15 protein-coding genes are annotated in these 24,977 nt (G+C 67.5%); 6 read left to right on the plus strand and 9 right to left on the minus strand.

Annotated elements, in window-relative coordinates:
- Positions 1-945 precede the first annotated feature (945 nt).
- A complete protein-coding gene (locus SX243_14760; protein ID MDY7094229.1) occupies positions 946-1,419 on the plus strand; it encodes a hypothetical protein in 474 nt (157 codons plus the stop codon).
- A 731-nt stretch (positions 1,420-2,150) separates the two neighbouring features.
- Here the strand turns inward: SX243_14760 and SX243_14765 are convergent.
- From SX243_14765 to SX243_14775, 3 genes are read right to left on the minus strand one after another with little or no spacing between them, the layout of a single operon-like run.
- Positions 2,151-3,080: a sulfotransferase gene (locus SX243_14765; GenBank protein MDY7094230.1), complete on the minus strand. Its 930-nt coding sequence runs from the start codon at positions 3,078-3,080 to the stop codon at positions 2,151-2,153.
- A 3-nt stretch (positions 3,081-3,083) separates the two neighbouring features.
- Positions 3,084-3,911 carry a class I SAM-dependent methyltransferase gene (locus tag SX243_14770; protein MDY7094231.1) on the minus strand — a complete coding sequence of 276 codons (828 nt, stop codon included), beginning with the start codon at positions 3,909-3,911 and terminating at the stop codon, positions 3,084-3,086.
- Complete coding sequence (locus SX243_14775; protein ID MDY7094232.1) at positions 3,908-8,209, minus strand: amino acid adenylation domain-containing protein; 4,302 nt, start codon at positions 8,207-8,209, stop codon at positions 3,908-3,910. The genes SX243_14770 and SX243_14775 overlap by 4 nt, the downstream gene beginning before the upstream one ends.
- A 478-nt stretch (positions 8,210-8,687) precedes the next feature.
- Here SX243_14775 and SX243_14780 point away from each other — a divergent pair, with 478 nt between their 5' ends.
- A complete protein-coding gene (locus SX243_14780) occupies positions 8,688-9,947 on the plus strand; it encodes a glycosyltransferase family 4 protein (protein ID MDY7094233.1) in 1,260 nt (419 codons plus the stop codon).
- On the opposite strand, the gene SX243_14785 is transcribed toward SX243_14780, so the two are convergent.
- The 5 genes from SX243_14785 to SX243_14805 all read right to left on the minus strand — a co-directional run bounded on the left by SX243_14785 (position 9,944) and on the right by SX243_14805 (position 16,741).
- Entirely contained in the window at positions 9,944-11,395 is a 1,452-nt protein-coding gene (locus tag SX243_14785) for a lipopolysaccharide biosynthesis protein (protein MDY7094234.1), read from the minus strand. The genes SX243_14780 and SX243_14785 overlap by 4 nt on opposite strands.
- Entirely contained in the window at positions 11,392-12,816 is a 1,425-nt protein-coding gene (locus SX243_14790; GenBank protein MDY7094235.1) for a glycosyltransferase, read from the minus strand. Before SX243_14790 ends, SX243_14785 begins: the two co-directional genes overlap by 4 nt.
- 58 nt (positions 12,817-12,874) lie before the next feature.
- Positions 12,875-13,648 carry a sulfotransferase domain-containing protein gene (locus SX243_14795; GenBank protein MDY7094236.1) on the minus strand — a complete coding sequence of 258 codons (774 nt, stop codon included), beginning with the start codon at positions 13,646-13,648 and terminating at the stop codon, positions 12,875-12,877.
- Positions 13,649-13,855: 207 nt separating this feature from the next.
- Positions 13,856-16,000 (minus strand): TonB-dependent receptor, encoded by a 2,145-nt coding sequence (locus tag SX243_14800; protein ID MDY7094237.1) that lies wholly within the window; start codon positions 15,998-16,000, stop codon positions 13,856-13,858.
- Between the two features lie 168 nt (positions 16,001-16,168).
- Positions 16,169-16,741 carry a hypothetical protein gene (locus SX243_14805; protein ID MDY7094238.1) on the minus strand — a complete coding sequence of 191 codons (573 nt, stop codon included), beginning with the start codon at positions 16,739-16,741 and terminating at the stop codon, positions 16,169-16,171.
- A gap of 118 nt (positions 16,742-16,859) precedes the next feature.
- Here SX243_14805 and SX243_14810 point away from each other — a divergent pair, with 118 nt between their 5' ends.
- Genes SX243_14810 through SX243_14820 form a run of 3 tightly spaced genes read left to right on the plus strand, consistent with a single transcriptional unit; the run spans position 16,860 to position 20,140 of the window.
- Positions 16,860-18,767 (plus strand): NAD(P)/FAD-dependent oxidoreductase, encoded by a 1,908-nt coding sequence (locus SX243_14810; protein MDY7094239.1) that lies wholly within the window; start codon positions 16,860-16,862, stop codon positions 18,765-18,767.
- Positions 18,754-19,068: a hypothetical protein gene (locus tag SX243_14815; GenBank protein MDY7094240.1), complete on the plus strand. Its 315-nt coding sequence runs from the start codon at positions 18,754-18,756 to the stop codon at positions 19,066-19,068. Before SX243_14810 ends, SX243_14815 begins: the two co-directional genes overlap by 14 nt.
- Positions 19,069-19,075: 7 nt before the next feature.
- Complete coding sequence (locus tag SX243_14820; protein ID MDY7094241.1) at positions 19,076-20,140, plus strand: glycosyltransferase family A protein; 1,065 nt, start codon at positions 19,076-19,078, stop codon at positions 20,138-20,140.
- Here the strand turns inward: SX243_14820 and SX243_14825 are convergent.
- Positions 20,137-22,551 carry a PBP1A family penicillin-binding protein gene (locus SX243_14825; GenBank protein MDY7094242.1) on the minus strand — a complete coding sequence of 805 codons (2,415 nt, stop codon included), beginning with the start codon at positions 22,549-22,551 and terminating at the stop codon, positions 20,137-20,139. The genes SX243_14820 and SX243_14825 overlap by 4 nt on opposite strands.
- Before the next feature lie 255 nt (positions 22,552-22,806).
- Between SX243_14825 and SX243_14830 the strand changes: the two genes are divergently transcribed.
- Entirely contained in the window at positions 22,807-24,750 is a 1,944-nt protein-coding gene (locus tag SX243_14830; GenBank protein MDY7094243.1) for an ABC-F family ATP-binding cassette domain-containing protein, read from the plus strand.
- The last annotated feature ends 227 nt before the right edge of the window (positions 24,751-24,977 follow it).

Genomic DNA, 24,977 nt, shown 5'->3' on the forward strand with positions numbered 1-24,977 from the left:
AGGGGATCTGCTCGTGGGTGTTCGCAAGAGCGGGGAGGGAACCCACATCGAGGGAGCTACGGAAATTGAAGGGCAAGCCTTCGATTGGGGCAAGAGCAGATCCCCTGCGAACGACCAAATATCGGACGGGAGCTTGGCGATGAGAAGGCACCCATCCTCGAATTGCCGAACAGCTTGCAGCGGGTGCCCCCGCTGAGCGAGGGAGCAAAGCGCGGCCACGATGGCCCTGCCGGGAGGGATCGAGAGGGTTGCTGACTCCCGCCTTAGCTCGATGTTCCTAACCTGAGATTAGATCTCGGCTGTCACAATTCAGCGAGGCGACACCCAAAGCTCGCCACCCTGAGATCCGCCAACGGAGGAAGCGCCCAAGCGCTTGAGTATACACTTCTCACCAAGATCCATTCGATGACCGGGGAGCGGCAAACTGGAGACCCTCTGCTGATTCCTCGCTCACACACCTAGAAGCCGGCTGGAAGCCGGAGTCCCAGGGTGCAGAAGCCTGAACTCGGGGTTCAGGAAGAGGGAGAGAAGAAACGAGGCCCCACCTTTTGATTCTCAACCCACCCAACCCATCTCCACGCTCCGGCACTGGTCAGCTTGCCCCGAGAATCGGACCATGGCTCCTTGGGTAGGAATGGGAGCAGAGAGATTTCAAGGAATTGCCAAAGATGACGAATTTGCAGACACGATTGCTCGCCCTTCCCCTATCCTTGATCGCCTGCGCGATCATAGCCACGCAGCCTCAAGACGAAGGAATACGGCTCTTCGGTGGGGCTTTGGTTCTCATGGGCCTGACCCTCTTCTTCATAGACCTGAGAGAATCCTACCGAGGGCAGGACCGGTGACGGCAGTCATGCGCTCTGCGAGAGTCCGAGGGGCTTCTGCGACCAAGCGCCAATGAAGCAACGAGCCCCAATCTGATAGGCACTGAGGGGGGAGGAAACGATGAACGCACAACACTACGGCCTGCCGCTGGGAAGTGAGCTGGTCCGCGAGATCTGGGTGACCCCGAAGAATACTGCTTACCGGTACTACACGCTCTATAGCCTTGGCGTCGGAGAGGTGAAGAAGGGCGACATCATCCAGGCGTGTACGCAGTTCGAGGTGACGAATGGCCTGGGCTACAACGTGATGGTCGCCCATGCAATGCTGATCAATGGTCAGGAGACCATCGTCTACGAATCAGAGAGCAAGTCAGCTGGCCGGATCGTCATGCCTTGTGACTACGCAGGGGAAAATGTCACCCCCGGCATGCATCACGGCTACCGAGCCTTCGCGGGCACGGTCTTGGTCGACTGGGTCGGCAGCGCCTGGATTAGTGTAGTGATCTATGCGGCGAGCACTGCCGCCGGGGCTCGGAGCATGCTGGAGGTCAACTATTCCTACGGGGGGCTGAGTACGGTGGTGCTGAGGAACTAGTTCTTGTCCTGTGAAGGCGCAGTCCCTCTACCAGCTCGGCTGGCTGAAAGCTCGGCTGAGCGGCCAGGACACCCGCAAAGTGGGTTGCCCTGGTCCGCTCGAATTCGAGCTCGATCTCAAGGCTTCAAGCCGGCTGACACCAAGAGGGCGGAGGCACCGGCACGCAAGGACCACCGAACTGGCAGTCGTAACACTCGCAGGTCCTGGTATCGCAGATGATGATGTTGCTCGTCGGGCCCTCAGGAGCAGCCTCGCCGCTGATCGACAAGAAGGCCGGTTGAGTCGCCGTGGGGTCGTCAAGGAATGCAGCGGGGACTGCCTGGGGTACCGCAACGGCGTCGGCCGCTGCAGTGTCGGCAATCGGGGTGAGGGCTGCGTTGGACGTGAAATCAGCGGCCGTAGCGCTACCCATGGCAGCCAAAAAAACAACGGCCAGCAAGCAAAAACAGACTCTCTTCACGGCGTTCTCCTTCTCGGTTGACGGTCCTCCAGGAGCCTGCTGAAAGACTCGCGCTGAGTCTTATTCTGCAGAGCACCTACTTCAAAGTGCTTCGATGATACCCCGATTCTGTAGCCAAGAAATGTCAAGAAATAGATATCAATACACTAAGTTTCAAGCGTAAACCCAATTTCACCTCCTCATCAAGCCTCGAGGCTGCCCAACAGGCGCTCGCGAAGGATCCCCTGGCGCGCAGCCTTAGAGCGGAGGGTGGCACCCACCTTCTGATTCCTCACCCCCGGTCCCGCAGCAGCTCCCTCAACTCCCGGTAAAAACCCTCTCCCAGCTTCTTCCGCACCCGCTCCCGCTGCTCTTCGTTGAGGACTTCTTGCGAGGTCGACGACGGGCGGATGGGGGAAGCAGCGGAGGCTTTCCAGGATTCTTCTTGCGTGATCAGGGTGGGGGCAGCCTGGGCGTAGCGTTCCAGGAGGCTGGGTTGCCAGGGGAGGCCGAGGTCGCGGAGCAGGCGTTGGAGGACGGGTTCGGGGTCGGTGGTGAGCTCTTCGTAGAGGATGAAGTGGTCGTGGGGCCCATCACCACGGGCTGCTTCGAGGCGGAGGATGGAGAGGGAGACATCGGTCTTCCAGCGGTGGATGCATTCGTCCAGGGTGTAGGCGCGCTCCCAGCTTTTGGAGGCCTTGAAGAGGGAGGCCAACACCTCCAGGCCGTCGCGGAGGACGTGGACGAAATCGGTGCGCGGGGGCGGCTCGGCCAGGGATTCGAGGAACGGCAGATAGCGCAGGTGCATAGGGGTCTTCTCGATCCAGCCGGACTTGCCCCGCCGTAGGGCCAGCTGATCCAGGACCTGGAGAAAGCGGCGGGCCGCCGGACGGGTCCGGAACGGCAGCCGCGGGAGCAGGCGGAGGGAATCATCGAACCAGGCCGCCGCCTCCGGGGGAGCCTCGTCGTTCTCCGCCAGGAAGGCGTGGAGCCGCGGGGCGGGGTTGTGGGCCAGCAGCGCCCTCGGGAGCCCGGGCAGGCCAGGAATCCTGGGCAAGGGCCGAAAGTGGCGGGAGAAGAAATGGCTTTCGGTGAAGGAAGTGAGCTGGTCGTGGGCCGCCAGCAGGCTTTGCACCAGGGTGGTGCCGGAGCGGGGGGCGCCGACCACGAAGATGCGGCGTTCGATTCTTCCTTCGCCAGCGCTCACTTCAGCAGCGGTCACCGCTCAGGCCTCTCCGCCGGCGGGTGCGCCGGGCTTGACCGCCACCACGGTGAAGAAGGGGCGGAGGAAGGGCAGCAGCCACTCCACCGCTCCCACCGGGCCGCGGCCGTAGCCGCCGCGGAAGAGCAGGGTCTGGCAGCGGAAGCCGACGCGGGTCAGGAAGTCCCAGACCTCGCGGGTGGTGTACTCCCGCACGTGGCCCATGTGGCCGAGGGAGCGGAGCTTCTCGTATTGCGAGTAGCCCCCCGGGGACACCGCGTGGCCCTGGTTGCGCAGCAGCAGGTTGCGCAGGCCGCGGAGAGAGCGCAGATTGGGGGTGGAGAGGAGCAGCCGGCCGCCGGGGGCGAGGACGCGCAGCACTTCCTCCAGGGTGAAGATGGGATCGATGCGCAGGTGCTCGAAGATCTCGTTGAAGAGCACCACGTCGAAGCTGTCGTCCGGGAAGGGCATGGGCTCCGTTTCGACATCGCAGCGGAGCACGTCCAGGCCGAGTCTCTCGATGGCGCCGGCGAAGCGCTGGGGGGCCACGTCGAGGGCGTGGACCCGATACTCCTGGGCCGCCAGCGCCGCGGTGAGGAGCAGCGGCACGGCGCCGACTTCCAGCACCCGGGCGCCGGGGGCGGCGTGCTCTTCCAGCAGCCGGAGGTCGAGGGCCAGGCGCTGCTGGTGGCCCCGGCGGTACTGCTCGAACCAATCCTCGAGCGCCGGGTCGTCAGGCGCCAGGTCGGCGGCGGCGTGCTCCAGGAGCTGCAAATGACGCTCCCCAGCCTCGTGGGCCAGGGCCCGCATCTCGACCTGCGGCGAGCTCCACCAGCGTAGCCTGCGGCTCATCTCGAAATCTCCTCCAGCTCATCGAGGCGATGGCGGATGATCCGCCGGGCGTCCTCCGCGGCGGCATCCCCCCAATGCGGATCGGGGATGGGGACGACCTCCAGAGGCCCACCGAAATGCCCCCGCCAGGTCGCGGCGGCGTCGGTTTGGGGCAGATCGGTGGGGGCGGCGTGCTCGACGGACTGCTGGGGATTGAAGAAGACCGTCGGCGTCCGAATCGTGCCGGGGCGGTAGCCGGCGTGGAGGCGGAAGCGTTCCAGGCGCACGTCGGCGTGGAGGATGGAGTGGGTCCGGGGGCGGCCGGCGAGGTGCCGGAGGTCGCCCCAGCGGCAGAGGAGACGCCGCCCCGGCCGGACCAGCAGGTGACGCTTGAGGCCGGCGTAGAGCGGGCGGGCGAAAGGGTGGTGGGTGCGGCCCCAGAGCTTCAGAGCTTCGGTAGTGGAGAGCTCCAGCACCGGCTGCTGGAGCCCATCCAGCTGCAGCCGGAGGGGACCGCGGCGGAAGGTGTCCAGGGCCATGGGAGCGATGAGATAGAGGCGCCGGGCCGGGCTGCCCTGTTCTTCGAGAATGCGCGCCGCCTCGAAGGCCATGGAGGCGCCGAAGGAGTAGCCGCCGAGGATCACCGGCTGGTCCGGGAAGCGGCGGCGGATCTCCCGCACCAGGTCCTTCCCCAATTCTTCCATGGTGCGCCAGCGGCCGCGGTTGCCCTCCGGCCGCAGCCCCACGCCGCGCAACCCGTAGACCGGCCGCTCGCCGCGGAAGCGGGCCGCCAGCAGGCGGGAGAAGAAGTGCGGAATGGCCATGACGAAGGGCTCGCCGCCGCCGCTGGGTTGGAGCGGGAAGAGGTGCTCGTAGGGGGGCGCGGCGGTCTGGCCCCCCTGTCTCTGTACCTGTCCCTCCGCCCGCTCGAGGAATCTCCCCAGCTCGGCGACGGTGGGGTGAGCAAAGAGGTCCGTGGAGGCCACCGCCACGCCGAAGTCCCGCTCCAGCGCCAGGGTCATCTCCACCACCAGCAGCGAGTGGCCGCCGAGCTCGAAGAAGTTGTCGTGGAGGCCGATGTCCGAACGGCCCAGCAGTCCCTCCCAGAGAGAGACCAAGGCCTGCTCCCGGGGGCTGGGAATCGTGGAGCCCCAACGGGCTACGCCGGCCTTCTGCCCTGAGCGAGGCTCCTGCTCCAAATCCCGCGCCATCTCTCCCAACCGCCGACGGTCGATCTTTTCGTTGGGCAGGCGCGGAAGCTCGGCGAGCGCCACCAGGCGAGCGGGAACCATGTGGGTCGGCAGGTGGCGGCGCAGCTCGCGGGACCACTCGATTTCTCGGTTTCCTCCTTCGCTAGCCGCCAAGAAGGCCACCAGGCGGTCATCCCCCGCGGCGCCCGTAGCATCCTTCGACAGAACCACCGCCGCCTCCCACACTCCCTCCAGCTCCCGCAGCGCCGCCTCGACCTCGCCGGGCTCGATGCGAAAGCCGCGGAGCTTGATTTGCTCGTCGATACGCCCGAGGAAGAGCAGCTGGCCGTCGGCGGTGCGCAGCATCTGGTCGCCGGTGGCGTAGGCGCGGCGAGGGCCAGCCTCTTCGCCGAGGCTAGGCGGCTCCAGCACCGCGAAAGCCTCGGCGGTGAGGGCGGGCCGGAGCCAGTAGCCATGGGCCACCGTCGGGCCGCTAATCCAGGCCTGGCCCGGGAGGCCTGCGGGCAGGGGCCGGCGGCGGGTGTCCAGCACGTCGACTCGGAGGCCGGGGATGGGGGTGCCGATGGAGACCGGTCCGGCCTGGGTTTCGCCAACGGCCTCGCTGGCGGCTTCGCGGGTGAGCTCGCGGGTGAATTCGTGCACCGTCGCCCACACCGTGCCCTCGGTGGGGCCGTATTCGTTGTACAGGCGGGTCTTCGGCAGGCGTCGCCGATGCTCTTCCACCAGGCTCCGCGGACAGTTCTCCCCCGCCACGATGGCCATCTCGAGGCTCCTCAATCGCTCGCTCCCGGCGGCCAGCAGCTGCTGGTAGAGGGAGGGGACGCAGAGCAGCGCCGTCACCCGCTCATCCTCGATGAGGCGCCCCAGCCGCGGCGGGTCGAGCACCTCGTCATCGGTGGGCAGCACCAGCGCTCCCCCGGCGGCGAGGGTCCAGAAGAGCCCCGCCACCGAGCTGTCGAAGGCGAGGCTGGGGATCAGGAGAAAGCGTTGGGGAGAACGATCGTAGACCTGGAAGCGGGCGACGGTGGAGGCCAGCAGGTTGCCGTGGCTCACCACCACGCCCTTGGGCCGGCCGGTGGATCCGGAGGTGTAGAGGAGATAGGCGGGAGCCTGCGGCGGAAGTTCCTCCTCGAAGCTCGTCTCGGCGAGAGGCTCAGGGGATTCATCCGCCTCCACTTCCACATCCGCTTCCACTGCCACTTCCACCAGCGCCCACGGTCCCGCGGGCAGCTTCTCTGCGGCCCCTGCATTCGAGATCACCGCCGCCACCCGGGCATCCTCCAGCACCTGGCGGGTTCTCTCCGCCGGGTAGGCGGGGTCCAGCGGCACGTAGGCGGCGCCGGCGCGATGGCAGGCGAGGACGGCGACGATCATGGCAGGAGAGCGGGGCAGGAAGATCGCCACCCGCTCCCCGGTGCCCGGCTCGACACCGGCGGCCACCAGACGGTGGGCGAGAGACTCCGCGGCGCGCATCATCTCGCCATAGCTCCGGCGGACACCGCCGCCGATCAGCGCCGGAGCCTCGGGGTTCCGGTGAGCCTGTTCCAGGATTCGCTGGGGCAAGAGAGCTCCCAGCTGCGGATCGAGCTCCGCCCCGCAAGCCTGCGCCTCCAGCTGACGGCGTTCTCCTTCGGTGAGCAGCGGCAGCTCCGCCACCGCCCGGTCCAGATCCACCGGCAGCTCGGTGAGCAGAGTCTCCACATGCCCCAGGAGCCGTTCCATCCATACGTTCTCGAAGCGGTCGGTGCGGTACTCCACCGCTAACTCGGCGGAGCTCTCCCCCTCGGACTTGCCACCCTCGGAAACGAAGAAACTGAGATCGAATTTCGCGGCGCCCAGGTCGAGGATCAGGGGCTCCGGCCGAGCTCCACCGAGGCGCGGCGGCGAGCCGAGGGTCTGGTGGACGAACATCACCCGGAAGCGATCTGCAGAAATCGCTGCCGCTGGTCCGGAGGCCAGCCCCTCCAGAACATCCTGGAAGGGCAGAGCGGCGTGGGCCAGGAGCTCTCGCAAAGCCTCCGCGAAGGCGCTCAGCGCGGACTCCACTGGCGCCGACTCGTCCAGCCCGGTGAGCACCGGCAGGGGGTTGAGGAAGTAGCCGATCATCCCGGCGGTGGCGGGGTGGGAGCGAGTGCTGACGGGGGTGGTGAAGGCCGGCGGCCGCCCCTTTTCCACAACACCGCCCCTCGAGAGACCACCAGCATAGCGGTGGAGCAGCAACCGGAAGACGAAAGCGTAGACCGCGAAGGGCGTCGCTCCCACCGCGGCGGCGGCGCGACGGACGCTCGCGGGCACCTCGGCGGGGAGGGCGCGCCGCATGAGGCGGCCTGGCAGCGCGGCAGTCTCCCCAACCGCCGGAAGCGTCCCGGGGGAGGCTGCACCGGGCAGGGTCGGCGGAACCGGCGGAGGGTCGAGGCGGCGGCGCCAGAAGTCCAGCTCCTGCTCCCGATTCTCCGCCAGCCTCTGCCGCTCCCAGGCGGCGAAGTCGTCATATTGGACCGCTGGAGAGTTCCCCTCCGGAGCTGCTTCAGGAGCCCCTTCGAGGATCCCGTCGATCTCCTTCCAGAGCAGCTCCAGGGAGCGCTCGTCGGCGACGATGTGATGCAGCACGAGGAGCAGAAAGCGCTCGCCGCCCTCCTCCACCAGCACCATGCGGATCAACGATCCCGCCGACGGATTCTCCCCTTCCAGAGCGAAGGGCTTCTGGGCCTCCGCGCGCGCCGTCTCCAGCCCCGTCCCTGGCTTCGCGTCCACCCGCTCCAGAGCCACGGCCGGCCTGGGGTGGACGATCTGCCGCACCTCGCCGTGCTCCACGCGGTAGGTGGAGCGCAGCAGACGATGGCGGGCGACCACCCTGCGAAAGGCGGCCTCCAAGGCCTCGCAGTCCAGAGCCCCGTGCAGGCGATAGGCGCTCACCAAGTTGTAGGCCGGAGAGCCAGGATGCAGCCGATGGGCCAACCACAGGCTGCGCTGCATCGCCCCCAGCCGCGCCGGCTCGTCCGTCGGCCGAGACGGCAGCTCCGGCGGCTTGGCGGGGGCCGCGGCCTTTCTCCGCTGGATGGCTCGGCGCAGGCGTTCAGCGCGGTTGGGTGAGGAGGGAGAGGTCATGGGAAGTCTTCTGGTCGTGTCCTAACCGGGAATTCCCTCGGAAGAAGGCACCTCGATTTGGTGCGAGGATTCAGTGTTCGATGCTTCTTTGGAGCCAAGCCCTCACCCCCTCCAGTCCCCCTCTCCCAGCCCCCCACCCAACCTACCGGTAGAGGGGGAAGCTCAAAGCTCATCGTTGAGCCAAGATACAACGCCGAATCCAGAGGGCCGGGTGGAGGCGCCCCTCTACCGGTCGGGGGACAGGGCGGCTGGGAGAGGGGTCGGGGGTGAGGGCTTCTTCCACCTCTCGCACCAAACGCCCCCGAAGCTTGCCCAAACAATCCACCCTTCCCTGGCGATGACCCAACTTCTTCGAACCCTGCGAGGATCCGAGCCGTCACCCAGAGCGCGAGTGCTACGATCCTACCTGCTCATGCCTGGAGCCCGATCAACCCGCGGTCCCAATCCTCCTCCACTCCCGAATTCGGCCGAGAAACCCTTGCGGATCCTCGAGATCGAGACCTTCGGCCGTGGAGGATTGATTCATTATGCCTACAACCTCTCCTGCGCGCTGGCGGAGCGCGGTCACCGGGTCACTCTGGTCACCACTGCCGCCTACGAGCTCGAGGGCGAGGAGTTCCCCCTGCCCGACGGAGTGCGGCTGGTCAAGGCTATCGGACGTTTCACCGGTGGTGGCAAAGACGTCCGGCGGAGTTTCTGGCCGGCCTGGTTGAGAAGTCTGCGGAAGAAGAGTCTGCTGAGGAAGCTGGAGGCCATCTTCGACGCCGCCGCCGTCACCCTTCTCACCGCCCGACTGCGCCCCGACGTCGTCCATCTGCACTGCACCAACCCCGCCGCCCTGGTCTATCTCCAACTGCTGCGGCTGCTGCCCTCGGCGTTGCGCGGACCGGTGGTGGCCACCGCCCACGTGGTCACGCCCCACGAGCCCATGCGCCTCCAGCAGGCGGTCTACCGCCGCATCCACCAGCTCCCCCACCGGCTCATCGCCCACTCCCAGCATGACCGGCAGCGGCTGGTGGACGAATTCGGCGTCGCTCCGAAGAAGGTGACGGTAATCCCCCACGGGGAGTATGGATTCTTCGAGCAGGCCGGGGTGGAGACCGGGGAGGCGGTCGGCGAAGTCGAGGATCGCGCCCAAGCCCGAGCCACAGCCCGTCGGGACCTGGAGTTGCCGGAAGAGGCGGAAGTGGCCCTCTTCTTCGGCTATATCCGCGAGTACAAGGGCCTGGACGTGCTGTTGGAAGCCTGGCCGGCGGTACAGCGGCAACGGCCCGAGGCGCGGCTGCTCATCGCCGGTGATCCGGTGCAGCTGCCCACCCAGCGGCGCGAGGAGCTGGAAGCCTGGGCCCAGCGGCTCGGCGCCGTGCACCATTTCGGCTACGTCCCCTTCAGCGAGGTCCAACGCTATTTCACCGTGGCGGACGTGCTGGTCATGCCCTACCGCCACATCAGCCAGTCGGGGGTCCTCTACCTGGCCCTGGCCCTCGGCCTGCCGGTGCTGGCCACCCGCGTGGGGGCCGTGCCGGAGGTGCTTACCGACGGCGAGAGCGGTGCCCTGGTGCCGCCGGAGTCTCCCGACGAGCTGGCCCGCACCCTGAGCCGCCTCCTCGGCGACCCAGCGCTGCAGCAGCGCTTGGCGGAGGGCGGCCGGCAGGTGGCTCGGGAGCATTCCTGGCCGTCTATCGCGAAGCGCACGGTGGAGGTCTTCGCTGAAAGCCTGGATAGCTTGGGGAGCTAGCGCGCCAACAGCTCCAACATCCGCCGCTCGATTCCCGCCGGGCGACCTTCCAAACGCCAGAGCGCAGCCAGCGCACTGCAGAACACCACCCCGCCCAGGGGGATCTTCACCGCCAAGGCCAGCCAGGATCCCTCGCGGGTGAAGAGCTCGATGACGAGGAGGGCGTCCGCCCCCAGAATCGCCGCCACCATCAGCGCCGTCGCCAGCAGCGGGCGACGGAGCTGGCGAAGGATCTCCGGAATGGAGATCTCCAGCGTCCGCCGCAGCATCCAGGCGTTGAGATAGATGTAGAGCACCCCCGCCAGGACGATGCCCCCGATGGCCCCGGGCAGGGCAAAAAGAATGGTGCCGGCGATGAAAACCGGCAGATGCACCAGGGCGTAGACGAAGCTGACCCAGAAGAGCAGCCGGGTCTCCCCGAGGGCCATGACGCAGGGCAGCGCCATGGAGAGGGTGGCCCGGAGGCCGAGATAGGGCACCAACACCGTCAGCAGGGGCACGATGGACTGCCATTGATCGCCCAGCACCAAGGGCACGAAATCGTTGGCCACCAGGGCGAAGCCGCAGGCGGCGGGGAGGCTGAGGCTGCCCAGGACGTTGATGGACTCCTGCACCCCCCGGCGCAGGCGGCCTCGATCCTCCGCCAGCTCGCTGAAGGACGGAAAGAGCAGCCGCTGCAGCGGGCTGATGAGCTCGCGGGTGGGAAGAACGCCTACCCGCTGGGTCATGAAGTAGAGCCCGGCGTCGGCGATGCCCACCAGCTTGCCCACCAAGATGCGGTCGGTCTCCATGGCGAGGGTGGTGACCACGCTGGTCAGCGACAGCCAGCCGCTGAAGGCAAAGATGGCGTCGAAGCGGGCGAAGGAGGGCCGCGGCCGGTAGGGGCGCAGGGCATAGCTGAGGATCAGGCTCACCAGACTGCCGGCGACCATTCCCAGTACCAGCGCCCAATAGCTGCGGTAGACCACCGCCAGCCCCAGGGTCAGGGTCACCGCCACCAGCCGGGAGCCGAGGGTGAGCACCGCCAGGCGGGAGTACACCAGCTCCCGCTCGAAGAGCACGAAGCGAGGATTGGCGAGGCCGTTGAGCAAGGGGCTGACGGCGAGCACCAGAAGCACCTGGGACAGGCGGTGGTCGTCGAGGAAGGGCGCCACCGCCACCATGCACAGGGCCGCGAGCAGCCCGCGCAGCACCGACAGGGTCCAGGCGCTGTCGAAGAGGCCCCGGTCGTCCTCCCGGGAGCGGATCAAGGCTTTGTTGACGTCGAAGGCGCTGAGCCCTTCGACGATGGCCGCCACCGACGCGGCGATGGCCACCAGGCCGAAGTCGTCCGGCGAGAGCAGGCGGGCCAGGACCACCACGGAGAGGAAGTCCAGCAGCCGCTCCAGCCAGCGATAGGCGTAGAGCCAGCCGGCCCCGGCGGCCACCCGGCGGATGAAGGCGCTCATGGCTGGGCTCCCGGGGTCGGCGGAGCTCCCGGATCCGTGGCTTCCTCGGCCTTCAGCAGCTCCGCCACAGCCCGCTCCGCTTGCCGATGTTGAACGTAAGCCCGGTAGCTGCGGCGTAGCTCCCCTACCCGGCGAGGGAAGCTCGGCTCCTCCAGCAGCCGCCGCAGATGGTGACGGATGGTCTGCGGCGAATCCCGCCGACGATCGCCGGCGATACCAATACCGTGGTGCACCACTCGGGCGGTGTTCCCCGCCATGTCGGTCTCGTGGCCGCAGTAGACCAGCACCGGCACGCCGGCGAGGACACATTCGTCGAGGGTGTTGATGCCCCCGTGGGTCACCGCTGCGGCTGCGTGCTCCAGCATCTCCAGCTGGGGCAGCCAACCGAAGCGATGCACGCGTTCCCCCAGAGACTCCGGCGGAAGCTCCGGATTCTCCCCGGTGGCCCGGCCGCTGAAGCTCAACACCAGCTCCCAATCCTCCTCCGCCACCACCGCCGCCAGCAGCCGCCGGAGGAAATCCCCATCGGTAGAGAAGACCGAGCCGAAGCCGGCGTAGATCAGCCGTCTCGGGCTGCTGCTCGCGGTGCCGCCATGGCGAGCGAGAATCTCGTCCAGGCGGGCGCGATCTTCCGGTGGCAGCGAGCGGTCCACCCGCTCTTCCAGCACCATGGGGCCGACATAGGTCACCTGCGGCGGCGGCTCGTGAGGGAACTCGAACTCCCGAGCGTGGAGGCTGAGGACCGGCAAATGTCGGTAGGTAAAGGGGATCAGCCACTGGCTGTCGTCGGTGCCGCGGCGAAAGTCGAAGCCGCCATCCCGCGCCAGCTCCCGGAGCAAGGACAGCCGGTCGCAGCCGACGGAACGCCACCGCTGCCGCCAGGCCCGGCCACGCTTGCGCCACCGCGCCGCGAGCCACAGCAGCGCCATGCCCCAGCGGCTACCGCGCCAGCCAACGCCGGGGCGCACCAAGCAATGGTTGGGGGGCAACCCCGGCCGGCGCCAGATGGAGGCGAAAGGATTGAGCAGCGCCACCTTCACCCCGGCACCGACGGCGGTGAGGATGTGCTCGTGGAGCTCGACGTCGGCCAGCAGCAGATCCGGCGAAAGCGCTTCCAGCACCCGGCGAAACTCTTCCACTCCCAGAAGCTCCCTCGCCTCCTGGCGCCGGCGGCGGAAAGTGAGCAGCCGTCGGATGAAGCTCTTCTCGGCGTCGGCGACCAGAAACTCCCCCAGCTGGCTCCCCTTCAGCTCCAAAAATCCCAGCCCGTGGTGCTCCGCCAGCGCCCGGGCGGAAGAGGCCACCGCCGGCAGGCCGGCCAGGGTCACCTCGTGGCCCGCCGACGCCAGCCGTCGCGCCAGCTCCACACCGGGGTAGAGCACGCTGGGGAAGGCGCCGGGGAGGAGCAGGATCTTGGCCATCTGCGGCCCATCTTCGCCCAACCGCGGCTGCGCGTCGACCGCTGTCTGAGTGCTCGAGCTAGCTCTCCGGATAGCCCAGCTGCCCCACCAGGCCGGCGTAACGCCGGTCGAAGGCCTGGCGCACCCGCGGTGTGAAGTGCCGGCGCCACTGTCCGGCAGCGGGGTTGCGAATGTGGGGGTCGGAGGATTGCTGCCGCCCCTTCGCCTTCTGGCTGAGCGAATACCGGCGGGCGAAGAAGAGCCCGAGACGCCGCCCCACAGGCCCCAGGCGATAGTGCTCGAAGAGCTGCCGAAAGACCTCGGGGCCGTCCGCCACCAGATCCTCGTAGCGGTAGACGGCGATGTCCGGATGCTCTCGCGGCCAGCGAGCCATGGACTCCAGATGCGCTGCCCGGAACTCCAGCTCCGCCAACAACCCCTCCTCCTCCGGCAGCGATTGGAGGTATTCGGAGAAGGACAGTCCCGACGCCGAGAGACCTTCAGGCACCCGCCCGTTGGCGAAGGCCCAATCCTCCTCCGTAGGCGCCTTCAGCGTGGTCCACGGCTCGGCGCCGCGGCGGTGGTAGAAGTAACCGGAAACGATGAGATCCCGCGGATCCCGGAGAAAGCGCGAGAGGCGAAACTCCCCCAGGCGCTCCAGGTCGAGGGCCTGGTTGTTCACCGAAGCCACCCGATGCTCGGCGAAGCCGTCGTAAAAGGCCTCCAGATCGCTGTTGTAGTGCCGATAGCCGGCGGTCCACGGCAGGCAGCGGTTGAACACCGCTTTGAACACCCGCCCGAAGTAGACCGTCAGGCATTTGTGGTAGGAGCAGTGGATGAGGTGGGAAGCCATGGGTTGGCGAGGATGTTATCCGAAGGCGAGGGATGAATCCGGAGCGGGCTCGCGTGGGGCCGAATTCGCCCTTGATGCTTCCTACTTGCACGGAAGCCACCTCAGGAACTGGTGGGCTGGCGCCCACCCTACTCGCGAAGAAGCCGCATCGGGCCATAGGGTGGGCGCCAGCCCACCAGTTCAACGACCCGATCTCACCTCGAGTCCTCAATACCTCCAAGTCAACGTCAACCGCACCGACGGCTTCTCCGTCGGGTGGAAATGCACGTCCTCGACCCCGTCCGCCGGCTCGCCGGGGAGACGGGAAGCGTAGAAATAGGCGATGTCTTCATCCTCCCGATCCAGGAGATTGAAGCCGTCCAACGCCAGGCTCAGGGAGTCGTTGACTCGGTAGGCGACGCGGCCGTTGACCAGCGCTGTGGGGCCCCACTCCACCGATCCGTCCTCCACCAGCGGACCGCCGGAGAAGTAACGGAAACGCAGAGCGCCGGACCAGCGGCTCGAGCCGGCATAGCTCAGCCCTGCCGCCACCGTGGTCTCCAGGGCACCGGGGATCTCCGGGCCGGCGGGATCGTCATCAGTGAATTCGGCGTCGGTCCAGGTGACGTCGAGATCCGCCGCCAGCGCCGGGGTCAGTTGCCAGTAGTTGGTCCACTCGATGCCGGTGCGCCGGCTCGGCCGGCTGGCCTCGGTGGCGCCGGCGTCGCCGACGAAGAGAAGCTCGGAGTCGAGCTCGAGCCAGAACACCGAAACGGTGACGTGGTAGCCACCCTCGGTGAGGGTGCGGAAGCCGAGGTCGGCACCGGTGCCGCGCACCAGCGCATCCACCGGCTCCACCGGGTCGCCGCTCACCGGATCGACGCGGATGGTGGCGCCGCGGGCGTCGTTGGAGTGGAAGCCCGCACCGGCGTTGAGGGTGATCTCCGTCGATGAGGAAGCCTGCCACGCCAGGGTCGCCTTGGGGCTGAGGAGGAAGTCGTCGGCGGTGCCGGAGTTGATAGAGCGGAAGGCAGCGACGTCGGCGTCGTAGAAGTCACCGCGCAATCCCAGTCCCAGCCGCAGCTTCGGCGCCAACCGCAGCCAGGTCTCTCCCCAGATGCCGGCGCCCAGCTGCTGGACGGCATCCTCCCGGGTGGTGGCGGTGCGCACCCGGTCGGAGGTGCGGTAGAGGCCGTTGTCGATGTCGTCGTAGCGCAGGGTCACCCCCGCCGCGTTGTCGGCGTGGAGGGATCCCAGGTGGGCGCTCCAGCGATGGGTAAGGGCGGCACCGTAGATCAGCCTCTCGTCCACCTGCTCGAATTGATCGCCGTTCACCGGATCGTCGAGGAAGTAGGTGAAGTTGGAAATGAGATCGAAGTCGTAGCGGATGACATAGCCAGAGAGGCTGGTCAGGGAGCGGTCACTGCCCCGATGCATTTCGCCGGAGAGACTGTAGCGAGCGGTGCTGCCCCGAGGGCCCGGGTCGAGGAGCCCATAGCGGTCCACCAAACCCTGGCGCACCGCCCGTCGGGGAATCTGATCGGTGGACAGCCATTCCCCGTCGGAGCCCATGGCGGTCACCGACCACCCCCGCTGAGCGTCTCCCCGATTGAAGCTGAAGAAACCGTTGAAGCGCTCGTAATCGTCCCCCCGCTGCCAGGGACCGTCGTAATGGTAGTACTCCACGGCGCCGATGAGACTCCCGCCGCCGACTTCGTAGCCGTCCGCCCACAGCGCCCGCTGGTAGTCGTAGCCGCCCACCGAGAACTTGGCTTGCGGCTCCGGAAAAGCGCGCACCAAGTCGAAGCTCACCCCGCCGGCAGTGGAGAAATCCCCCACCTCGGCGAAGTAGGGCCCCTTGCGGTAGCGCGCCCGCTCGATGACCTCCGGAATCAGGAAGTTGAGGTCGGTGTAGCCCTGACCGTGGCCGTGGGTGGGCATGTTCACCGGCATACCGTCCACCGAGACGGCGAAGTCGGTGCCATGGTCGAGGTTGAACCCCCGGAGGAAGTATTGGTTGGCCTTGCCGCCACCGGAGTGCTGAGTGGCGACGGCGCCGGGCACCGTCTCCACCAGGTCACCGGTGCGCAGCTGCGGCCGGCGGGCCAGCTCCTCGCGGCCGGTGGTGCCCTCGTTGGCGGAGGAGGCCACCCCCACCAGGTTGTCCCGGCGTTCGGAGACCTTCACCGCGTCGTAGAAGTTGAGCTGGTGCTCTCCCTCGTGCTCCGCGTCCTGTTCCTGCTCTTCGTTACTGCTCTTCTCTTCGGTCTCTTGGGCGAAAACGGTTCCTGGTGCAAGAAGCGGGAGACCGAGCCACAAAGCGGCCACGATCCCCCCCCCGGCGATCCACTGTCTGTTCACGGGTCGATTCATCTGTGCTGCAATCCTTTGGTCCCACGGACGGGACCGAACATTCTCCCGGGCTGACCACAGCTCCCCCCAGAATTCGTTGGAGGCAGCGGTGGTTCCGAGCGCGCAGGCTCGGGTCGACTCCGCAAGCTGGAGAGTCCAAGCTGCGGAATCCGGATGCTGTCGAGGCGGTCAGCTGGTGGTTGGGGAGAGACTGCGGCGCGGCGGCGCGCGGGGATTGCGGGACGGGAGGAGGTCGGGGGCGACGAAGTCTTGCTCGCCTCCCAGTACCAACCGCTGGTAGACCGATGAGCTCGCCGGCAGGGTCACCGGCACCGGGCTCGCCGAGGCCACCGGGGCCAGGCTGATGGCCGGACTGCCGTCGGAAGCGGGAGGCTCGTCGGAGGGGGCCTCGTCGGCGGGAGATGAATCCGCCTCGCCGGAAGCTAGATCCGACGTGCCGGTCTCGGCTTGGGAGGAGTCAGAGGAATGGGAGTGCGAGTGGGGATGGGGATGGGGATGGGGATGGGGATGAGCGTGGGAATCTTCACCGTCACCGTGCTGGTGATGGCGGTCCAGGTAAAAATGGCCATGGACCTGATCCCCGGAGTGCTCCGATCCCAGATGCACGTGCAGAAATCCGGCCCCGCCCAACCCCACGACGGTGAGCCAGACCAGCCCCGCCACCAAGGGCCACGGCGTCAGAAACGCCGGCCTCGACGACCGCGGCCGTCGCTTTAGGGGTACGCCTTGAAGACTTTCCATCTCGGGTCATAGCCTACGGCATATTCCTGTGCTTGTCTCAATGCCGTTCATCAGCACAACCTGCACAATCAGCACAAGAGCTGAGTCCGCCGCCAGCTTCTGCTAGCCTCGCCCTCGCATGAGCGTGCAACAGGAAAATCTAAAGGATCGATCCGCCGGCGACTTGCCAACGGTGGTGGTGGGCGCCGGTCCCGCGGGGCTCACCGCCGCCTTCGAGCTCGGCAAGCTCGGCCGGCCCGCGGTGGTCTTCGAAGCCGACGACATCGTCGGCGGCATCTCCCGCAGCGTGCTCTTCCAGGGTTGCCGGATGGACATCGGCGGCCATCGCTTCTTCACCAAGGTGAAAGAGGTCGAGGCTCTGTGGCACGAGATCCTCGGAGACGATCTGCTGGTGCGCGAGCGCATGTCGCGCATCTACTACCGCGACACCTTCTTCGACTATCCCCTACGCCCCACCAACGCCCTCCGCGGCCTGGGACTGGTGGAGGCAGTGCGGGTGGTGCTCAGCTATTTCCACTCCCAGGTCTTCCCCATCGCCGACGAGAGCACCTTCGATGCCTGGGTCAGCAACCGCTTCGGGCGGCGGCTCTTCGAGATCTTCTTCGAGACCTACACCGAGAAGGTCTGGGGAATGCCCTGCTCGGAGATCAGCGCCGCTTGGGCCGCCCAGCGGATCAAGAATCTGGACCTCAAGACCGCGGTGAAGAACGCCTTCCTGGGGCAAGGCACCCGCGACGGCGAGGTGGTCACCAGCCTCATCGAGCAGTTCTACTATCCACGGCTGGGGCCGGGCATGATGTGGGAGCGCTGCCGGGAGCTGGTGGCGGACCACGGCATCGAGACCCACCTGCAATCGAAGGTGGTGAGAGTCCACCACGATGGCGGCCGGGTGACGGCGGTGGAGGTGGAGACCGCCGAGGGCCGGCGGCGAGAAGAGTGCAGCGCCCTGGTCTCCTCCATGCCCGTCGGCGCCCTGGTCCAGGGCATGGAGCCGGCACCGCCGGCGGAGGTCTTGGAGGCCGCCGGCAGCCTGCGCTATCGGGACTTCCTCATCGTCGGCCTGCTGGTGGACCGGGACGAGCTCTTCCCGGACAATTGGATCTACATCCACTCGCCGGAAGTGCAGGTGGGGCGGGTGCAGAATTTCAAGAATTGGAGCCCGGAGATGGTCCGGGAGCCGTCCCTCTCGTTCATCGGCCTGGAGTATTTTGCCAACGAAGGGGACGACCTGTGGAGCCGTAGCGACGCCGAGCTGCTGAAGCTGGGCACCTCCGAGGCCCGCACCATCGGTCTCTTCGAGCCGCAGGAGGTCCTCGACGGGCTGGTGGTGCGCATGCCCAAGGCCTATCCGGTCTACGACGGCGACTACGAAGCCCATCTCCAGACCCTTCGGGATTGGCTCGACCGCTTCGACAACCTCTACACCGTCGGCCGCAACGGCCAGCATCGCTACAACAATCAGGATCACTCGATGCTCGCCGGCCTCTACGCCGCCCGCAACCTCGCCGGCGCCGACCTGGATCTGTGGACCATCAACGAGGACCAGAGCTTCCACGAGGAGGTTCGCCAGGACGAGATCGGCCAGGGCGAGGTCGACCAGGACGGGGTCGGCCAGCAAGGCGCTGGAGTGCGGGACCGCCTGGTCCCGGCCCGGGCCGAGAGCGGCATCGACGAGCTGCTGCGCTCCGCCTTCGCCGGCTATGACGAGATCGCCCTGGGGGGCGCCGTGGGCATCGTCGCCAGCGTCTCCCTGGCGGTGGCCACGGGCATCCTGCTGCTGGGCTCGGACGAGACCTTCGTCCCCGTGCTCTCGCTGCTGGGCAACTATCTCTTCGGCTTCAAGGTCTCGTGGCCCGGCCTGGCGGTGGGGATGATCGAGGCCGGCGGCATCGGTTTCGGCCTGGGCTGGGTCACCGCCAAGCTGATCAACTGGCTCATCGCCGTGTCGGAACGGGATCTGGAACGGAGATTGGCCACCCTCACCACCCTCGAAGCCCTGGACGGAGGCGGCGTTGAACAAAGATGATCCGGAGTTGCTCCTCGTCACCCGCAGCATCGCCCGGCTGCGGGCGGGAATCGTGGCCATCGTCACCGCCATGGTGGTGGGCTTCGGTCTCTTCGCCGCCACCCTCTGGTTGGTGATCAAGGGCGGGCCTAACGTCGGTCAGAACCTCAGCCTGCTGCGGGCCTATTACCCCGGGTACACGGTGAGCTGGCTGGGCTCCCTGGTGGGCTTCGCCTACGGCGCCCTCACCGGCGGCGTCCTCGGTTGGAGCGTCGCCTGGCTGTACAACGTTCTGGAACGCTGGCGGTCCGGACGGCGCTGAGCCCTCTATGTCCCAATCCCAACCCTTCGCCAAACCCAGCGTCACGGTAGCCGACGTCACGGCGGCCGACGTCACCGTGGTGGTGCCGGTGGGGGGAGCCGCGCCGCACTGGCCGAGGTGTGTCCAAAGCCTCGCCCGTCTCGATCCGCCGCCGGGGGAGATAGTGGTGGTCCTCGACGGTCCCAATGACGGCCACGCAGCCCAGGCCGCCGAGCTCGACGCCACGGTGGTAGTACTGGACAACCAGGGTGGCCCCGCCCGGGCGCGCAACCGGGGGGCGGAGCGGGCCGCGGGGGAGCTGCTGCTCTTTCTCGATTCGGATATCGAAGCGCCGCCGGGCCTCGTTGCCCAGGTCGCCGCGCTATTCAACGCCCACCCGGAGATGGCGGCGGTGATGGGCTCCTATGACGATTCCCCCGGGGATCCAGGCTTCGTCTCCCAATACCGCAACCTCTTGCATCACCACGTGCACCAGACCGGCCGCGAGATCGCCTCCACCTTTTGGGCCGGCTGCGGTGCCGTCCGGCGCTCGGTCTTCGAGGCGACGGGGGGCTTCGACGCGGAGCGCTACGCCGTGCCGAGCATCGAGGACATCGAGCTCGGCTCGCGGTGGGTGAGCGCCGGCCACACGGTGCGGCTGGCCAAGGACCTACAGGTCAAGCACCTCAAGCGCTGGACCCTGGGGGGGATGATTCGAACCGATCTATGGTGCCGGGCGGTGCCGTGGACGGTGTTGATGCTCGGCGCCGGGGAGATGGTCAACGATCTCAACGTCAAGACCCGCGACCGGCTGAGCGTCGCCCTGGCCTTCCTGCCCCTGGGCCTCGCCCCGGCAGCCCTGGCGGCGTGGCTCCTGCTCCCGGGCACCGGCCTCGCCCCAGCCCTGCTGGCCGCCGCGGTGCTGGCGCTCATCCTGATGGTGGCGCTCAACGCCCCGGTCTTCCGCTTCTACCGCCGCGTCCGCGGTTGGCTCTTCGCGGCAGGAGTCGTTCCGCTGTATTGGATCTACCTGCTGATCTGCGGCCTCGGCTTCGGGCTGGGGCTGCTGCGGCACCTGCTGGGTCGGAGCTAGTAGACCCCCGAGTCCCGCTCCGGCTCCTCTTCCCCACCACGTCCCCGGAACACCCGCTCGAACCAGCGGCGGAAGGGGTGGCGTTCGCCGTCGTCGTCCACCTCCCGGCGCTGGCGCCAGCGGTCCCGCCAGCTGCCGTGGAGGGAGCAGACGGTCTCCGGCTCGTGGCCGGCGAGGAAGACCTCGGTGATCACTTCCGGGCAATCGTCGGTGGCCAGCTCGCCGGTCTCGGGATCGATGGTGGCGGTGCTGATACCGGGGGGCTGGGTGAAGGTGCCGAAGCCCCCCGCCGGGCGCACCGACTGGGTGAAACGGGACCAGATGGGAAGGGCCGCCCGGCTGCCGGAGAGGCGGGTGGCGTCGTTGTCGTCGTAGCCCACCCAAACCACCGTCGCCCGGTCCCGGGAATAACCGCCGAACCAGCTGTCGCGGCGGTCGTTGGTGGTGCCGGTCTTGCCCGCCAGTGGAGCGTCCAGGCCGTCCCGCCGTGCCCGCCGGGCGGTGCCGCGGTCGAAGACGCCCTGCAGCACCGAGGTCAGCAGGTAGGCGGTCTGGGGCTGGATGATCTCTTCCCGCGCCGGCAGCGGTTGCCCTTCCACCGCCTCGCCGGCGGGATCGAAGACCGCTTCCAGGCCATGGATCGGCGGCCGGGTGCCGCCGGCGGCGAGAGTGCCGTAGACCGAGGTCATCTCCAGCGGGGTGACCTCGAAGGCTCCCAAGGCCAAGGACGGCAGCGGCTCCAGACGGGCGGAGATGCCCAACCCCCGAGCCATCTCCACGATGCGCGGCAGCCCCACCTGCAGCGCCAGGCGCACCGTCGGCACGTTGCGGCTGCGCTCCACGGCAGTGCGCACGCTCATCCAGCCGTCGAAGGTACCGTCGCTGTTGCGCGGCTGCCAGCGGCGGCCGGCGAGGGTGATGGTGAGGGGAGCGTCCTCCACCAAGGTCGACGGCGCGGCGGCACCGGCCTGGAACGCGGCAGCGTAGACCACCGGCTTGAAGGCGCTGCCGGCCTGGCGCCGGGCCTGGGACGCGCGGTCGAATTGGCTGGCGGCGAAATCCCTTCCGCCGACGTACGCCAGGATGTCGCCGTCCTCGACGTCGATGGAGACCAGCGCCGCCTGCAGCGGGCCGTTCCCCTTGTGGTTCTTCTCCCAGCCCTTCTCCAACGATTCCAACCCCCAGGCCACGGCGCTCTCCGCCTGCTCCTGGGATTTGGGCTCGAGGGTCGAGAGCAGCACGTAGCCGCCGTCCGCCAGCCCTTCGAGACCGAAGCGGCGGGCCGCTTCCTCCTCCACCAACGAGGCAAAATACGGAGCCCGGCGCACCGGCCGGCTGCCCTTGCGGGCCTCCATGGGCTGCTCGCGGGCGGCCGCGGCAACCGGGGGCTCGATCCAACCCAGCTCCTCCAACCGCTGGAGGACGACGTCCCGGCGGCTCTTGGCTTTGTCCGGATGGGTCAGGGGGCTGTAATTGGCCGGCGAGCGGATCATCCCCGCCAGGGTCGCCGACTCCGCCAGGGTGAGCTCCGCCACCTGCTTGCCGAAGTAGGCGTGGGCCGCCGCGCCGACGCCGATGAGGTTGGCGCCGTCGCCGCGGCCGAGATAGATCTCGTTGAGGTAGCTGCGCAGGATGGTGTCTTTGTCGTAGCGCAGCTCTACCAGCACCGCCAGCACCGCCTCCTGGGCTTTGCGGGAGAGGGTCCGCTCGTGGCTGAGGTAAATATTCTTCACCAGCTGCTGGGTCAGGGTGCTTCCTCCCTGCCGCACCTCGCCGCCGGTGAGGTTGACCCAGGCGGCGCGGGCGATGCCGGTGATGGAGAGACCCGAGTGGTCGAAGAAACCATCGTCCTCCACCGCCAGCACCGCTTGCACCAAGGAGGTGGGAACCTCGTCCATCAGCACCGGCCGCCGCTCCTCCACCTGCGGGCCGTAGAAGGAAGCCAGCAGCGGCGGCTCCAGGTAGGCCACCTCTACGTCCTCCCCGCGCCAGCGCAGGGCGTCCACCCGGCTGCCCCGGAAGCGCACTTCCAGCGCGCTGGGAGGAATCCGCCCGTCGGCGGTCCAGAAGGAGCGCAGCCGCACCGCCAGCGCTCGTTCTCCGCGGTAGAACTCTCCCACTCCCAAACCCTCGGGGCGATCCACCTGCCGATAGTCCAGGGATTCGAGCTCCGCCACCACCTGGTCCGGAGGGATCACCGCGCCGGTGCGCAGCTCCAGCGAACGGGCGTAGAGGCGGGAGGGCTGGCTGACGATGCGACCGTCCAGCTGCCCCGCCAGGCGCCAGAACGGCTGGCCGAAGAGCAGTAGCAGCGCCACGGCCACCACCGCCGCGATGACCAGGGCGAGGCGGTGCCGGTACAGCAGGGTCTTGAGACGGACTCGGCGAGGCTCGGGAGTGGAGCTCTTCATCGGCGGTGGCTCACGGCAAAGGTCTTGAGTAAAGAGGGTGGTTTCATCAGGCCTCTAGAACAGAATACGGCATCGGGCAGGGTTCGAGCCGTCGAGGTGCCTGCGAATGCGGTGATGCGTTGCATCCGTTTCGATTCGCCGGTACCTGCACTTGTCCAAACTGAAAGCAAGATTCGTACCGCAGACCACCGAATCGAGGGCAGCGGCCGAGACAAGCTCCCGAGACCGCCAGGAGACTGCTATCCTTCGGGCCTTATGATCGCTGTCTCCAACCTCGGCAAGTTCTTCGGCCATCAGACCCTGTTCACCGGGGTCTCGATCCAATTCAATCCCGGCAACCGCTATGGAGTGGTGGGGGCCAACGGCTCCGGCAAATCCACCTTCCTGAAGATCCTCACCGGCGAGGAGCCGCCCAGCGAGGGCACCGTGGCGCTGCCCAAGCGGGTGCGCCTGGGCGTTCTGCAACAGGACCATTTCCTGCACGAGGAGCAGGAGATCCTGCAGGTGGCCATGATGGGCCGCCGGGACGTTTGGGACGCCATGGTGGAGAAGGAGAAGCTCCTGGAGAAGGCGGAGGAAAGCTTCGACGGCGACCGCTACGCCGAGCTCGAGGAGATCATCCTGCGCAACGACGGCTATGTGCTGGAGGCCCGGGCGGGGGAGATCCTGGAGGGCCTGGGCATCCCCACGGAGGTGCACAAGAAACCCCTCTCCACCCTCTCCGGCGGCTTCAAGCTGCGGGTGCTGCTGGGCCAGGTGCTGGCCTCGGCCCCGGACGTGCTGCTCCTGGACGAGCCCACCAACCACCTGGACATCCTCTCCATCCGCTGGCTGGAGAAGTTCCTGGTGGACTTCCCGGGCACCGCCATCCTGATCTCCCACGACCACCGCTTCCTCGACAACGTCTGCACCCACATCGCCGACGTGGACTACGAAACCATCACCCTCTACCCGGGCAATTACAGCCACTTCGAGGAGGCGAAGGTCGAGGATCGGGAGCGCCGGGAGGCGGAGATCGCCAAGCAGGAGAAGAAGGTCGCCGACATGCAGAATTTCGTCGACCGCTTCCGCGCCAAGGCCACCAAGGCCCGCCAGGCCCAGAGCAAGCTCAAGCAGATCGAGCGCATCGAGATCGAGCCCCTGCCCCAGAGCTCCCGCCGCTACCCCACCTTCAAGCTGCGCCAGGTGCGGCCCAGCGGCAAGCAGGTGCTGGAGGTCAAGGGCGTCTCCAAGGCCTACGGGCCGAAGAAAGTCCTGGAGGATGTCTCCCTCACCGTCAACCGCGGCGACCGCATGGCCATCATCGGCCCCAACGGCATCGGCAAGTCGACCCTGCTGAAGATCGTCATGGGGGTCACCAACCAGGACGCCGGCGACGTCGAGTGGGGCTATGAAACCCACCCGGGCTATTTCGCCCAGGACCACCACGAGACTCTCGGCGACCGCTCCATCACGGTGCAGGACTGGCTCTGGGAGGCGGTGCCCACGGAAACCGTCGGCTGGGTACGCGGCCATCTGGGCATGGTGCTCTTCTCCGGCGACGAAGCGAAGAAGAGCGTCTCCAGCCTCTCCGGCGGCGAGGCAGCACGGCTGATCTTCTGCCGGCTGTCGGTGGAAAAACCCAACGTGCTGATCCTCGACGAGCCCACCAACCACCTGGACCTGGAAGCCATCGACGCCCTGGTGAAAGGGCTCAAGGAATACGACGGCACCCTCCTCTTCGTCTCCCACGACCGCTGGTTCGTCTCCCAGCTGGCCACCCGGGTGCTGGAGATCTCCCCCGCCGGCATCAACGATTACCACGGCTCCTACGACGAGTACCTGGAGAAATGCGGCGACGACCACCTGGACGCCGACTCGGTGGTGCTCAAGGCCAAGCGGGAGAAGCGCAAGGATCGCTCCAGCGGCGGCAGCGGCTCCTCTTCCCAGAAGATGAACCAAAACCAACGCCGCCAGCGCCGCCGCAAGCTCACCCAGCGCCGCGACCAGGTCACCGCCGAGGTGGAAAAGGCGGAGGAGCGCATCAACGAGATCAACGAGCTCTTCTGCGACCCCACCTACTTCGACCGCACCTCCCACAAGGAAGTGACCAAGAAGGAGCAGGAACAGAAGAAGCTCTCCGAGAAGGTCGACGAGCTGATGCAGGAGTGGGAGGAGCTCGAGGAGGAGCTGGCGGAGTTGGAGGAGGAAGCGGGGTGAGCCGGCTGCCGTCGGAAAGATCCTCGATCCGGAGGCCGTGGGCGCTTTTGGAAAAAACCCTCACCCCCTCGATCCCCCTCTCCCAGCCCACCCTCCCGTCCACCCGGTAGAGGGGGAAGCTCACAGCTCCGCATCCAATCTATAGAGAGCTTTCGCGGACGGGCGGGGAACCTGGGAGTGCCGGCTTCCAGCCGGCCTGGGTCTTGCTGCCACCAAGTACCGGTCCG

The sequence above is a fragment of the Acidobacteriota bacterium genome, from assembly GCA_034211275.1.
In the GTDB taxonomy this organism is placed as follows: Bacteria; Acidobacteriota; Thermoanaerobaculia; order Multivoradales; family JAHZIX01; genus JAGQSE01.

Coding starts and splice junctions, on each gene's coding strand:
- SX243_14760 (MDY7094229.1), top strand. CDS start 946: ATGAACGCACAACACTACGGCCTGCCGCTGGGAAGTGAGCTGGTCCGC.
- SX243_14770 (MDY7094231.1), bottom strand. CDS start 3,911: ATGAGCCGCAGGCTACGCTGGTGGAGCTCGCCGCAGGTCGAGATGCGG.
- SX243_14775 (MDY7094232.1), bottom strand. CDS start 8,209: ATGACCTCTCCCTCCTCACCCAACCGCGCTGAACGCCTGCGCCGAGCC.
- SX243_14785 (MDY7094234.1), bottom strand. CDS start 11,395: ATGAGCGCCTTCATCCGCCGGGTGGCCGCCGGGGCCGGCTGGCTCTAC.
- SX243_14790 (MDY7094235.1), bottom strand. CDS start 12,816: ATGGCCAAGATCCTGCTCCTCCCCGGCGCCTTCCCCAGCGTGCTCTAC.
- SX243_14795 (MDY7094236.1), bottom strand. CDS start 13,648: ATGGCTTCCCACCTCATCCACTGCTCCTACCACAAATGCCTGACGGTC.
- SX243_14800 (MDY7094237.1), bottom strand. CDS start 16,000: ATGAATCGACCCGTGAACAGACAGTGGATCGCCGGGGGGGGGATCGTG.
- SX243_14805 (MDY7094238.1), bottom strand. CDS start 16,741: ATGGAAAGTCTTCAAGGCGTACCCCTAAAGCGACGGCCGCGGTCGTCG.
- SX243_14810 (MDY7094239.1), top strand. CDS start 16,860: ATGAGCGTGCAACAGGAAAATCTAAAGGATCGATCCGCCGGCGACTTG.
- SX243_14820 (MDY7094241.1), top strand. CDS start 19,076: ATGTCCCAATCCCAACCCTTCGCCAAACCCAGCGTCACGGTAGCCGAC.
- SX243_14825 (MDY7094242.1), bottom strand. CDS start 22,551: ATGAAGAGCTCCACTCCCGAGCCTCGCCGAGTCCGTCTCAAGACCCTG.
- SX243_14830 (MDY7094243.1), top strand. CDS start 22,807: ATGATCGCTGTCTCCAACCTCGGCAAGTTCTTCGGCCATCAGACCCTG.